Source organism: Streptomyces flavusporus (assembly GCF_046267975.1).
GTDB lineage: Bacteria > Actinomycetota > Actinomycetes > Streptomycetales > Streptomycetaceae > Streptomyces > Streptomyces flavusporus.
The window spans coordinates 1,183,721-1,196,960 of record NZ_CP176503.1 but is presented as its reverse complement, the minus strand read 5'-3'; the positions used below and the strand labels follow the sequence as shown (position 1 = coordinate 1,196,960).

Sequence of the window (13,240 nt, the reverse complement as noted above, 5' to 3'; positions counted from 1 at the left end):
GCGTCGGAGCCCGGCGACGACCCGCGCCCCCTCAGCGGGCGCTCGCCCCTTCTTCGTGAGGGCGGCGCAGCGCCCAGAGGGCGACGGGGGCTCCCACGCCGACGAGTGTCGCCGCGATGCACAGCCCGGCTTGATACCCGGCCAACGAGGCTTCGGCGTGGGAGATTTGCTGGGCCAAGCACAGGTGCCGCACGAACGTCACCACGGCGCCTACGAGCACGATGCCGAACACGCCGGACAGTTCGCGGGTGGCAGCGAAGAGGCCGGCCGCGAAGCCGGACAGATGGCGGGGCGAGGACGCCAGCGCCCGCGTGGTCAGGGGGATGGCAAGCGAAGATCCCACACCGACTGCCGCCAAGCCGGGAATCAGGTCGGCCAGCCCGCCGTGCGCACTGCCCAGCGCGACCAGCAGCAGCCCCAGGGCGATCAGGAGCAGACCCGTTGCCGAGGTGCGCGCGTCTCCCCACCGCCTGGCCAGGGCGGTGACGAACGGGGCTGTGAGGAAGAGCGCCGAGAAGACAGGAGTGAATGCCAGGCCTGCCTGTGTGGGGTTGAGCCGTAAACCGCTCTGCAGAAACTGACAGGTGTAGAAATACACGCCGCTCACTCCCAGGCCCCACAGGAGCTGGGTGACAAGCCCGCCACAGTAGGCGCGCTCCCTCAGTAGCTGTCCCAGGGCCGGATGACGACCGAGTTTGCCCCGGCACAATGCGGCCATGCTCGCCGTGGCCGCCACCCCGCAAAGGACGACGGGTGGCCTGGTGAATCCGTGATCGGGCCCCTGGATCAGGCAGTAGACGAGGGAAGTCAGAAAAATGCAGGCCAAGACGATCTGGCGGTTCGGCACGGGGGCCGCGGTGCGCAGACCCGGGCGGTTCGGACGACCGGAAGGGCCGGGAACAGCCATGGCGCCGACAACGAAAGCGGACGCCCCCAGGGGGATGTTCATGAGGAAAAGCCATTCCCACCCCAGGTGTTGCGTCACCACACCGGAGAGCACGGGCCCGAAAGCCAGCGCACAGGCCAGAGCAGCAGTTGTCGCACTGAATGAGGCCGTGCGGATCCTGGGTGGCAGGTCGTGCGCCATCAATGCCAGGGACGCCGGCAGGATGAATGCCGCGCCGATGCCCTGCAGACCCCGGAAAACGACCAACATCACCCCGGTGGTCGACACGACACAGCACGCCGACGACGCGGTGAACACGGCCACTCCGGTGAGCAGGGCCCAGCGCCGCCCTTTGCTGTCCGTCAACTGACCGGCCCCCAGGAGAGAGCCGGCCAGTGCCAGCGGGTATGCGGTCCCCACCCATTTGACGTCGGTCTCCGTCAGGCTCAACTGTGCGCGGATCTGAGGCAGGGCGACATTCACCGCAGTGTTGTCCAAAGCCGTCAGGAAAGTGCAGCACATGACGGCAGTAATGACGCTCCACAGACGCAGCCGACGCATGACTGTGAAACCTGCGCCTTTCCACATCCGGGAGGTACGCGCACGGGCTCCGGCATCGGCGTGTCGACATAAGAGGACGACTGCTCCGTGTTTTGCTGCTTCTGCCGCCTGTTTCCGTGACCGCGTCGAGCCGCGGCGCGCACAGCCCATGTGGCCGTCGCAGCGGTTCTTCACATGAAGCCTTTTCCGACGGGTCCACTTCTGCATGCAGCAAAGAAGGTTCGGTGAGCCAGTGCCATCATCGGTGACAGATACACTCAGCCACCATCTCGCTCACATCACTGCTCTCACACCGGACGAAACCGCCTTCACGTTCGTCGACTACAGCGCTCACATCGAGGGAGTGGTCTCCTCGCTGAGCTGGCGGCAGCTGGAGGACAGGGTTCGTGCCGTTGCCACCGGACTGCGTCAAATGGTCGCGCAGGGTGAAAGAGTGGCCGTCGTCGCGCCGCAGAGTCTCGACTATGTCGTGGGCTTCCTCGGCGCCGCTTGTGCCGGAACGATCGCGGTCCCTGTGTTCTCCCCGTCCCTGCCGGGTCACGAGGAGAAGCTCGCGGCAGTCGTCAAGGATGCGGCCCCCAAGGCGCTGCTGACCGTCGAATCCCAATGCCGGCTCCTCGCCGACTTCTGCGCGAGGCACGGTCTGGCCTCCGACAGCCGCATCGTCACCGAGCGGGATGTGCTCCAAGAGGCGGCGCACTCTCAAGCCGGGGTCGTCCGGCTGCGGCCCGACGACGTGGCGTATCTGCAGTACACCTCGGGCTCCACCCGTATTCCGTCCGGTGTGGAGATCACGCATGCCAATGTGTGCGCCAACGCGCGCCAGGCTCTTGAGGCCTACGACCTGCGGCGTGGCCGTAACTGCACCGTGGGGTGGCTGCCGCTCTACCACGACATGGGCCTCGTGCTGGCGATCGCGCTGCCGGTCATCGGCCACATCCCCTCGGTCCTGATGGACCCTCTGGCCTTCATCCAGCAACCGGGGCGCTGGCTGCGTCTGCTGAGCCGGCACCCCGGGGCCCTGACCGCCGCTCCCAATTTCGCCTACGACTACTGCGCCCGGCAGGTGGACGCCGATGAGCGTGCCGGGCTGTCGCTGGGGTCGGTTGCCGCCATGGTCAACGGGAGCGAACCCATCACACCGGACACCCTCGAACGTTTCCAGGCGGCCTTCGCCCCGGCCGGCATGCTGCGCACGATCTTGCGACCGTCCTACGGGCTGGCCGAGGCGACCGTGTTCGTGTCCGCCTCTCCCGCCGGCGAGGAACCGACCGTCATCGCCGTGGACCGGGAGGCGCTCGGCCAAGGTGTGGCTCACACCCTGGAGTTGGCCGACCAGGCGGCGGCGGTCGAACTGGTGTCATGTGGTCGGCCGACCGGTCAGGAGATCGCGATCGTCGATCCGGCGACATGCCGGCGCAGGGAGGACGGTCACATCGGCGAGATCTGGGTGCGCGGCCCCAACATCGGACGCGGTTACTGGGGCCGCCCGGAGCAGGGCGAGGCCACCTTCCGCGCGGTCCTCCACGGCGAGGAGCAGGGCGGACCCTGGCTGCGCACCGGAGATCTGGGGGTGTGGCACGACAAGCAGCTGTATGTGACCGGCCGGTTGAAGGATCTGGTGATCATCGACGGCACCAATCACTATCCGCATGACATCGAAGAGACGGTCCAGGACGCCCACCCGGCCGTCCGACCTCACCACATCGCCGCCTTCGCCGTGGCCACCGGCGATGGCGAGCGCCTCGTCGTCGTGGCCGAGCACCGCCGCGATGCGAACCCCAACGACGTCGCCGTACAGGGGGTGACGAGCGCGGTGCGGTCCGCGGTCGCCGGCAGGCACGGAGTCGCTGTCCACGACTTCGTGCTGGTGCCGCCCGGCAGCGTGCCGCACACCACCAGCGGCAAGGTCGCCCGCAGCGCATGCCGGGAGCAGTACCTGGCGGGCGCCTGGAACACGGACGTCAGAACCTGAAACGCCGGGAGTCGGCACCATCGCAAGGGGCGGGCAGGGAGAGAGCCAGATGGAACCAGACAGGGAATCGGCCACAGCGTCCGGGCAGACGCCGGTCGGCGCCGCCGAGCTACGGGCAACCCTGCGCACACTCATCACCGAGACCTGCGGTATCCCCGAGGAAGAACTCGACGACACCCGTCCCCTGGTCGACCACGGTCTCAGCTCGCGTGCCGCCGTCGCCCTGACCGGACGTCTGGAGCGTGCACTGGGCCGGCCGCTGCCAGCCACGTTGCTGTGGGAGCACCCGACCGTCGAACGACTCGTGCAGCTCCTGAGTACCACCCAACAGCCCGCGCCGGAGGGCGGGCGGGAGAACCAGAAGCATGCCGCGCACTGCGACTCCCGCAGTACCGCGGCTTCCGCCACCGGCGGCGACTGCCGGGGACCCGCCCCGGTGGCGTGCCCCGTCGCCGTGATCGGCATCGGCTGCCGCCTTCCCGGTGGCATCAACGGACCCGAGGAGTTCTTCAGGCGTCTCCTGGCGGGCAGCGACCTCGTCGGCCACGTCCCCGCCAGACGGTGGCGGGACTTCACCAGCGCCGGTGCGCTGCGGGAACGGACCACCCGCCAGGGGGCCTTCCTCGACGATGTCGAGGCGTTCGACGCGGGCCACTTCGGTATCACCCCGCGCGAAGCCGACGTCATGGACCCCCAGCAGCGTCTGCTGCTGGAAGTCACCTGCGAAGCGCTGGACCATGCCGGACGCCCCGCCTACAGTCTCGAAGGCAGCAATACCGGGGTGTTCGTCGGTATCAGCGCGCTTGAATACGGACAGCTGACCACCGCAGACCCCGCGCGCCTGACCCCGTGGACCAGTACCGGGGCCGCCGGCAGCATCGCCGCCAACCGGCTGTCGTACGTGTTCGACCTGCACGGTCCGAGTCTGACCATCGACACGGCCTGCTCCTCGTCCCTGGTGGCGGTGCACCAGGCCTGCCGGAGCCTGGGCAGCGGCGAGTGCGACACCGCGCTGGCGGCGGGCGTCAACACCCTTCTCTCACCCGTGGTCATGGCATCGATGGGGCAGATGGGGGCGCTCGCGGCGGACGGACGCTGCAAGCCGTTCGACGCGTCCGCGAACGGCATCGCCCGGGGTGAGGGCTGCGGCGTCGTCGTACTGAAACGACTCATCGACGCCCAGCGCGACGGCGACCGGATCCTGGCCGTCATCAAAGGCACAGCCGTCAACTCCGACGGCCGCTCGGCGGGACTGATGGCCCCCAACCCCGCTGCTCAGGAGAGCCTGTTGCGCAGCGCGCTCAGCAACGCGCAGGTCGACGCCGCCGACATCGACTACGTCGAGACACACGGGACCGGCACACTGCTGGGAGACCCTATGGAGGCATCTTCCCTGGGAGCCGTCGTCGGCCGTGACAGGCCGGCCGACCAGCCACTGCTCATCGGCTCCGTGAAGAGCAACCTGGGCCATCTGGAAGGCGCCGCGGGCATCGTCGGCCTGATCAAAACAGTCCTGGCACTGCACCATCGGCACATCCCGCACAGCCTTCACTTCCACACGCCCAACCCGCACATCGACTTCGAAGCGCTACGCCTGCGCGTCGTCACCGCGCCCACTGCCTGGCCCGAGCGAGGCCACCCACCCCGGGCCGGGGTGTCCGCCTTCGGCTTCGGCGGCACCAACGCACACGTCGTCCTCGAACAGGTACCCGCGAGCCCACCCGGCGACAGTGTGTCCCACAGCGGCGACGGCCAGGCAGCACGCCCGCATGCGCTGGTCGTCTCGGCCCGCTCCCGGCAGCGCATCGGCGATGTCGCGGCCGGCCTGGCCCGGCAGACGGTGGCCGACGACGCGCCGGCGCTGAAAGACCTCGCGCACACCCTGGCCGGTCACCGCAGGGGCCCGGTATGTGCCGCCGTCGTCGCACGCACCCGCCAGGAGGCGGCCGACCGGCTCGCCGCGCTGGCGAGCGACCAGGAAGGCCCCGGCATCGTCGCGCCCTGCACCGACGACCCCGCTGCCCGCTCGTCCGGCACCCGCCGCCCCGTGTTCGTCTTCTCCGGCCACGGCTCGCAGTGGCAGGGCATGGGCGTGCGCCTCCTCGAGGACAACCCCTTCTTCGTCGCCGCGGTGGACGAGCTGGACCCCGTCTATCAGGAGCAGGCGGGCGTGACGCTACGGCAGATGCTCACCCGGCCGGCCCCCGGCAGCCGCTTCGAGCACCTCCAGCCTGCGCTGTTCGGGATGTAGATCGCCCTGGCCCGGACCCTGCAGTCCTACGGAGTGCACCCGGCCGCCGTCATCGGCCACTCGGTGGGAGAAGCCGCCGCCGCGGTCATCGCCGGAGGCCTCGACCTGGCCGACGGCCTGCACGTCGTCCTCAGCCGGTCGGCGCAACTGGCCGGCCTCGACACCGAGGGCGCCGGAGCGATGGCCGCCGTGGAGCTGGCCGTCGAGGACCGTGCGGAGGTTCTGTCCCGCTTTCCCGGCGTGGAGATCGCCGTGGATTCCTCCCCGCGCCGATGCACCGTGACCGGCCCCGGACCCACCGTGCGCCGGCTCGTCGACGAACTCGCCGCCGAGGGCCGTCTCGCGCGGCTTCTGGACATCGGGGCAGCCGGCCATTCCCCCGCGGTCGACCCCGTCCTGCCCGAGGTACGGCAGTGCCTGGGCACGCTGAGTACCCGTCCGGCCGGCATCCCCTGGTACACCACCGTGCTCGACGACCCACGGGCCGACGTGATGGCCGACGCCGCCTACTGGTGCGCCAATCTGCGCCGTCCCGTACGCCTGCACCAGGCGGTCGCCGCCGCCGCGGCCGACGGCCATGATCTCTTCCTCGAGGTCTCGCCCCACCCCATCGCCCTCATGCCCGTCGGCGAGACCCTGCAGACGGCAGCGAACGGCTCTGCGGCGGTCGCCGTGTCCACCCTGCGCAAGCAGGGCGACGAAGCCGTCGACCTGTGCGCGGCACTGACCCGGCTGCACTTCGCCGGGGTGCGGGTGGCGGAGGACCGGCTGTGGCCCCGGGGCACCCGGATCCCGCTGCCCAGCCCCCTCTGGCGCCACGAACGCCACTGGTTCGGCCGCCGCGGCCCGACAACCGGCGCCATCGGCCAGTCCCACGCCGTGCTGGGTCGGCGTATCGACGATCCCCGCTCGGGCGCCGTCCTGTGGCAGACGGACCTCGGCACGGGCGATGCACAGGCCGCCGGACGCCGTCTGCACGGTCGGCCCGTCCTGGACCTGCCCGCGGCCGCCGCACTCATCATCACAGCGGCGCAGGAGATCCACGGGCCGGACGGCATCGAGGCCTGCGCATCGAGGAGCTCGCCGTTCACCGGTGGCTGCCGCTGTCCCGCAGCACACCCGTCACCATCACGTGGGAGCCCATGGACGCCCATGCGGCCGTCGCCGTCAACGCCCGGGCCGCGGACGGCACATGGCACAGCTACGCATCGGCACGGGTGTACACCGACCTCGAACCGATCAAGGACGACACCCCCGACACCCCGCCCGCCGTCGTGACGCGCTGGGCCCCTGCCACATCGGAGGAACCGGGCCCGCGTTCGTACGAGGAACTCCTCGCCGCCGTGCTGCACGCACCCGCCGAAACCGGCAGGGCCGCCTCCGACGATTCCTGTACCGAGGTCATCCCCGCCTTCGTGCAGAGCCTGCAGCTCGAGGACCCCTCACCACACTCGGCGCGGAGTGCACCATTCGGGCCTTTCCCACCCCGCTCGCGGTCCACGTACTCGCGTCCGGCGCAGACACCCCAAGCGATGGCCAGGGCCTGAGCTGGACCGTTGTGGCCGACGGGGAACAGTCGAGGATCACCGCAACAGGCCTGCAGCCGGGTCCGGCCTCGCGTAGCGATGTGCCCAAGCCTCTGGAGGCACTCACCTACGAGATCGAGTGGCAGAAGTCGCCCGTTCCGCTGCCCGGTCGGCTCGGCAGCGCTCTGCTCCTCGTCGACGAGCCCACAGCCGGGACAGGCAGCACCCTGGCCACCGCCCTCGGTGCGGCGCTTGAGGCGAGGAATGTGTCCACCACCACCGAGGCCGCCGCGGCAGCCCGCGCCGGGCAGTCGGTCGACGACTGGCTGCGGAACACCGCGCCGGACGATCCCAGGGCTGTCGTGCTGCTGCTGACCCGGCCGGCCGAGACCCACGACCTCCAGGCTCTGTACACCGCCACACAGATCGCGCGTCGCCTCGCCTCCCGCCCCGGCGGAGTGCAGCCGCCCCGACTGTGGCTGGTGACCGAGCGTTCCCGCTGCGCCGCACCGGGCGAACCCGGCCGGCCGGACCTGGCCTGTCTGCGCGGTCTGGTACGCACACTCGCCATCGAGGAGCCCGCTCTGCGGGCCTGCCTGGTCGACATCGACACCCAACCCGAAGCCGTCGAGAACCTCCTGCAGGAACTGCTCGGCGACAGCACCGAGGACGAAGTCGTCTGGCGAGCCGGAACCCGCCTCGTCGCCCGTCTGACCTCCGCCGACCTGTCGGGCCAGCAGTACGAGGCGCCGTTCGTCCGCGGCAGCGGCGCCTACGTCATCACCGGCGGCCTGACCGGTCTCGGCCTGGAAACGGCCCGCCGCCTCGCCGAACAGGGAGCCGGCCGCCTCGTCCTCAACGGCAGGCGGCCCCCCACCCCTGAAGCCGAGGCGGTCATCTCCCGGCTCGGCGCCGGCGGAACCTCCATCGCCGTGCTGCAAGGTGACATCGCCGACCCCGGCGTGGCAGAGCGCCTGGTGCAGGCCGCGCTCAGCGAGGGACACACCTTGCGCGGCGTCGCCCACTGCGCGGGCGTCCTGCGCGACCATATGATCACCGATCTCGACACCGCCGACCTCGACACCGTGCTGCGGCCCAAGGTCACCGGCGCGCTCAACCTCGAGGCCGCCCTGGCCCACCACGACATCGACTGGTGGGTGCTCTACAGCTCGGCAGCGGCTCTGCTCGGGTCACCCGGGCAGGCCGCGCACGCGGTCGCCAACGCCTGGCTGGACGCGATGGCGCAGCTGCGCAGGGCGGAAGGCAAGCCCGCCACGTCCATCGCCTGGGGTCCCTGGCGTGACGCCGGTGCCGTCGCCGACGATCGCGTCCTGGCCTTGGACTCCCTCACCGTGGACGAGGGACTGGATGCCCTGCAGACTCTCGTCGTCCACAACCGCACGCACACCGGCGTCCTCCATCTGGACCCGCCGCGCCTGTTGGAGGCGTTCCCCGGCTTTTCCGGCATCCCCTTCTTCGCCAACAGCCTCCGCCCCGACGACCTGTCCCCGGAGGAGGACTGGAGAGGCCCCGCCGGCATCGACGCTCTCGGTGACGGCGCGGCGGACAAGGTGCTCCAGCGCCTGGCCAAACGCACTGCCGCCATCATGGGCTTCAGCGCATCGGGCCTTGACGAAGCCGTGCCGCTGCCGCAGTTCGGCCTGGACTCACTGATGGCCGTGCGCATCCGGAACGCAGCCCAGCAGGACTTCGCCGTCGACCTGCCCCCGGACCTCATGCTGCGCGGCGCGACCCTGCGCGACCTCGGCGACACCGTCCTGCGAGCACTCGGACTCCGACGGGAGACGGCCGACCCGGCCGCGTCGCCCGCACCGCTTGACGCATCCGACGACACCACGCCAGACGGCCCACCCGTCGTGACAATGCCGTCCACCATCCAGCCGCGCGATGCCGCCGAGCGTGTGGTGGCCGGCGCCTGGGCCGAGGTCCTGCGGCAGCCCCCCACCGACGTCCGCGCCGACTTCGTCTCGGCCGGTGGCGACCAGCGCGCGGCCGAAGAGCTCGTGGGCGTCATCCGCCGGCGGCTGGGCTGCGCCCAGCTGGACCTCACCGCCCAGGCCGTGCTCGAGCAGGGCACCGTCGCCGCCATCGCCGAACTGATCCGCCCGATCGTCAACCACTCCGGTGACTGCGTGGTGAACGTCCTGCGTCCACCTCGAGCAGGTTCCTCCAGGCTCCCGCTGTTCACCTTCCATCCGGGCGGCGGTCCCACGTCCGTCTACCAGCCCCTGACCCAACTCCTGCCGTCGGACCAGGCCGTGTACGGAATGGAACGGCTGGACGCGCTGGGCGCCATGGAGGAAAAGGCCGCCCACTACATCACCCTCATGAAGGGCCTTCAGCCGCAAGGGCCCTATCGGCTCCTGGGCTGGTCCTTCGGCGGCTTCCTCGCCTACGAGACGGCGCAGCAGCTGACGGATGCCGGGGAGACCGTCGACTTCCTCGGTCTCATCGACACCATCCTGCCCGCGCCCCGACCGGACCTGGATTCGTCGCAGGTGCTGCTCGAACGCTTCGGCCGCTTCCTCGAGTACATCGAGAAGACCTACGGCCACCACGTGCAACTTCCCTACGAGGACCTGGCGGCCACCCCCGAGGACAAGCAGATCGACGTCGTCATGGGCCTGGTCGCCGACGCCGGCCTCGACATGAGCCCCGGGATCATGGAGCACCAGCGGACGTCCTACATCGACGCCCGTGTCGGTGAGCGTTACCGGCCGCGCCCCTACCACGGGCACGTGGTGCTCTACCGCGCTCGGCAGCACCACAGACTCATCAGCGCGCTCGACCCGCGCTACCTGAGGACGGAAGCCGACCTGGGCTGGGCGTCCTTGTGCCCGCGCCTCGAAGTGGTGTCCGTCGAGGGCGACCACCTCTCCCTCATCGACCCACCCCACGTCGCCACGATCGCCCACCACCTCGAGCAGTCCTTCGGGGCGTGACCCAGCCGCGGCTGCGCCCGCACGGCCCTCACGGTCGTACGAGGAGCTGGAAGTCGAACGCGTACCGGGACGCGCGGTAGATGTGCGTCCCGTACTCGACGGCGCGGCCGGTGTCGTCGTACGCCGTGCGCTGCATGGTCAGCAGTGCGGCGCCCTCCTTCTCGTCGAGGCGGAGCGCCTCCTCGGGGGCGGCGGAGCGGGCGCCGATGATCTGGCGGGCGCTGTGCAGGGTGATGCCGGCGGAGCGCAGCATGCGGTACAGGCCGGTGGTTTCGAGGTGGGCGTTGCCGAGGGGCACGAGGTCTGCGGGGAGGTAGTTGCAGAGGAAGGCCACCGGGCGGTCGTGGGTGAAGCGGAGACGTTCCAGGACGGTGACCTCGGACCCCTCGGCGATGCCGAGGGCGGCGGCGACGTCGGCGGAGGCGGGGACGGTTTCGTTGCGCAGTACCCGGGTGGTGGGTCTCTGGCCGTCGGCCTCCAGGTCGTCGTAGAGGCTGCTGAGTTCCAGCGGGCGTTTGACCTGGCGGTGCACCACCTGAGTGCCGACGCCCCGGCGCCGGACCAGCAGACCCTTGTCGACCAGGGACTGGATGGCCTGGCGGACGGTGGGCCGGGACAGGCCCAGGCGTACGGACAGGTCGACCTCGTTGCCGAGGCGGTTGCCCGGCGTGAGCACGCCGCGCTCGATCGCCGCCTCCAGCTGCTGTGCGAGCTGGTGGTACAGGGGTATCGGACTGGTGCGGTCCAGGGTGAAGGTGATGGCGGAGAGCCCGGCGGGGGTACGGGTCATGGGTCAGGTGTAGGGGTGGGGACCCCGCACTGTCAATGGTTTGTGCTTACATTCGGACCTGCTTGTGAAATGATGTCTTAACAAAGTATTGACAGCGGGCGCCCCAGGGGATTGGATCCGGTCCCAACGCAAGAGCCGTGCTTCCCCCGTCGCACAGTGAGGTGCAGGAAAGATGGACCGCACTCCTCGGGACCGCTCGTCCCGCTCCCGCTCCCGCAGAATCATCCCCGCCCTGGCCGTGGCAGCGGCAGCGGCTCTGGTCCTCGCGGGCTGCTCCAGCAGCTCCGGAGGCAAGAAGGCCGAGGAGTCGGCAGAGGGCGCCGCCGCGGGCAAGGCCTCCACGCCCCGTATGACGGTCGCCCTGGTCACCCACCAGTCGCCCGGCGACACCTTCTGGGACATCGTCCGCAAGGGCGCCGAGGCGGCAGCGGCCAAGGACAACATCAAGCTGGTCTACTCCGCCGACCCGAACGCGGCCAACCAGGCCAACTTCGTGCAGAACGCGATCGACCAGAACGTCGACGGCATCGCGATCACGCTCGCCAAGCCGGACGCCCTGAAGGACGTCGCCGCCAAGGCGAAGGCGGCCGGGATACCCGTGGTCGGCCTCAACTCGGGCGTGAGCGAATGGCAGAAGCTCGGCCTGCTGGAGTTCTTCGGCCAGGACGAGACGGTGGCCGGCGAGGCGCTGGGCAAGCGGCTGAACGAGGCCGGCGCCAAGAAGGCCGTCTGTGTGATCCAGGAGCAGGGCAACATCGGCCTCACCCAGCGCTGCGACGGTGTGAAGAAGACCTTCTCGGGCACGACTGAGACGCTGTACGTGAACGGCACCGACATGCCGTCGGTGAAGTCGACGATCACTGCCAAACTCAAGCAGGACAGCGCCATCGACTACGTCGTCACCCTCGGCGCCCCCTTCGCGCTGACCGCCGTGCAGTCGGTGGGCGACGCCGGCAGCGAGGCGAAGATCGCCACCTTCGACCTCAACAAGGACCTGACCGGAGCCATCAGCGAGGGCACCATCGAGTTCGCCGTCGACCAGCAGCCCTACCTGCAGGGCTACCTGGCGATCGACTCGCTGTGGCTCTACAAGAACAACGGCAACTACATGGGCGGCGGCGAGGCACCGGTGCTGACCGGCCCGGCCTTCGTCGACAAGTCCAACGTCGAGACCGTCGACAAGTTCGCCGCGAAGGGCACCCGGTGATGAGCATGACCCAACAGGCTGAGCCGGCGGTGACCACACCGCCGGCCCCCGGCCCCGGCAAGGAAACCGACGGGCGGACCGCCGAACGCCCCCTGGCGCTCAGGCTGCTCGCCCGCCCCGAGGTCGGCGTCTTCCTCGGCGCCGCCGCGGTGCTCGTGTTCTTCCTGTTCACGGCGCCGCCGGTGCGCGACGGCAGCTCGATGGCGAACATCCTGTACCAGTCGTCGACGATCGGGATCATGGCGCTGCCCGTGGCGCTGCTGATGATCGGCGGCGAGTTCGACCTGTCGGCCGGCGTCGCGGTGATCACCTCGGCGCTGACCGCGAGCATGATCAGCTACCAGCTCACCATGAACGTCTGGGTGGGCGTCATCGTCGCCCTGATCGTGTCGCTGGCAATCGGTCTGTTCAACGGCTGGATGCTGGTCAAGACCGGTCTGCCGAGCTTCCTGGTCACCCTCGGCACGTTCCTGATCCTGCAGGGCGTGAACCTCGCGGTGACCAAGCTGGTCACCGGCAACGTGGCGACCGACGACATCAGTGACATGGACGGTTTCGACCAGGCCAAGGCGATCTTCGCCTCGTCCTTCGAGGTCGGCGGCGTCAACGTGAAGATCACCGTGGTGTGGTGGCTGGTCTTCGCCGCGCTGGCCACCTGGGTGCTGCTGCGCACCAAGTACGGCAACTGGATCTTCGCGGTCGGCGGTAACAAGGACAGCGCGCGGGCCGTCGGTGTTCCGGTGACCTTCACCAAGATCTCGCTGTTCATGCTGGTCGGCTTCGGCGCCTGGTTCGTCGGTATGCATCAGCTGTTCTCGTTCAACACCGTGCAGTCCGGCGAGGGCGTGGGCCAGGAGCTGATCTACATCGCCGCGGCCGTCATCGGCGGCTGTCTGCTGACCGGTGGTTACGGATCGGCGATCGGCCCGGTCTTCGGTGCCTTCATGTTCGGCATGGTGCAGCAGGGCATCGTCTACGCCGGCTGGAACCCCGACTGGTTCATGGCCTTCCTCGGTGTGATGCTGCTCGGTGCCACCCTGATCAATCTGTGGGTCCGCAAGACGGCGACCCGGAGGTGACC

The 13,240-nt window shown here is 69.7% G+C and carries 6 protein-coding genes and 1 pseudogene; 5 read left to right on the top strand and 2 right to left on the bottom strand.

Features of this window, described 5'->3' with window-relative positions; all coding sequences use genetic code 11:
- Positions 1-31: 31 nt before the first annotated feature.
- Positions 32-1,447 carry an MFS transporter gene (locus tag ACKTSN_RS06005; protein WP_409468124.1) on the bottom strand — a complete coding sequence of 472 codons (1,416 nt, stop codon included), beginning with the start codon at positions 1,445-1,447 and terminating at the stop codon, positions 32-34.
- 244 nt (positions 1,448-1,691) lie between these two features.
- Here ACKTSN_RS06005 and ACKTSN_RS06000 point away from each other — a divergent pair, with 244 nt between their 5' ends.
- The 3 genes and pseudogenes from ACKTSN_RS06000 to ACKTSN_RS05990 all read left to right on the top strand — a co-directional run bounded on the left by ACKTSN_RS06000 (position 1,692) and on the right by ACKTSN_RS05990 (position 10,162).
- Positions 1,692-3,422 (top strand): fatty acyl-AMP ligase, encoded by a 1,731-nt coding sequence (locus ACKTSN_RS06000; protein ID WP_409468123.1) that lies wholly within the window; start codon positions 1,692-1,694, stop codon positions 3,420-3,422.
- A 49-nt stretch (positions 3,423-3,471) separates the two neighbouring features.
- Positions 3,472-6,951: pseudogene (locus ACKTSN_RS05995) on the top strand (beta-ketoacyl synthase N-terminal-like domain-containing protein).
- A gap of 349 nt (positions 6,952-7,300) precedes the next feature.
- Complete coding sequence (locus tag ACKTSN_RS05990; RefSeq protein ID WP_409468122.1) at positions 7,301-10,162, top strand: SDR family NAD(P)-dependent oxidoreductase; 2,862 nt, start codon at positions 7,301-7,303, stop codon at positions 10,160-10,162.
- 28 nt (positions 10,163-10,190) lie between these two features.
- On the opposite strand, the gene ACKTSN_RS05985 is transcribed toward ACKTSN_RS05990, so the two are convergent.
- A complete protein-coding gene (locus tag ACKTSN_RS05985; RefSeq protein WP_409468121.1) occupies positions 10,191-10,952 on the bottom strand; it encodes a GntR family transcriptional regulator in 762 nt (253 codons plus the stop codon).
- A gap of 172 nt (positions 10,953-11,124) precedes the next feature.
- Between ACKTSN_RS05985 and ACKTSN_RS05980 the strand changes: the two genes are divergently transcribed.
- Together ACKTSN_RS05980 and ACKTSN_RS05975 are read left to right on the top strand one after the other, a co-directional pair.
- Positions 11,125-12,159 carry a sugar ABC transporter substrate-binding protein gene (locus ACKTSN_RS05980; RefSeq protein WP_409468120.1) on the top strand — a complete coding sequence of 345 codons (1,035 nt, stop codon included), beginning with the start codon at positions 11,125-11,127 and terminating at the stop codon, positions 12,157-12,159.
- The gene (locus ACKTSN_RS05975; RefSeq protein WP_409468119.1) at positions 12,159-13,238 is read left to right on the top strand and encodes an ABC transporter permease; all 1,080 of its coding nucleotides are present in this window, start codon (positions 12,159-12,161) and stop codon (positions 13,236-13,238) included. The genes ACKTSN_RS05980 and ACKTSN_RS05975 overlap by 1 nt, the downstream gene beginning before the upstream one ends.
- Positions 13,239-13,240: the final 2 nt, after the last annotated feature.

Bases quoted from the DNA above. Each gene is read 5' to 3' on its own strand.
- ACKTSN_RS06005 (WP_409468124.1), bottom strand. From the start codon at position 1,447: ATGCGTCGGCTGCGTCTGTGGAGCGTCATTACTGCCGTCATGTGCTGC.
- ACKTSN_RS05980 (WP_409468120.1), top strand. From the start codon at position 11,125: ATGGACCGCACTCCTCGGGACCGCTCGTCCCGCTCCCGCTCCCGCAGA.
- ACKTSN_RS05985 (WP_409468121.1), bottom strand. From the start codon at position 10,952: ATGACCCGTACCCCCGCCGGGCTCTCCGCCATCACCTTCACCCTGGAC.
- ACKTSN_RS05975 (WP_409468119.1), top strand. From the start codon at position 12,159: ATGAGCATGACCCAACAGGCTGAGCCGGCGGTGACCACACCGCCGGCC.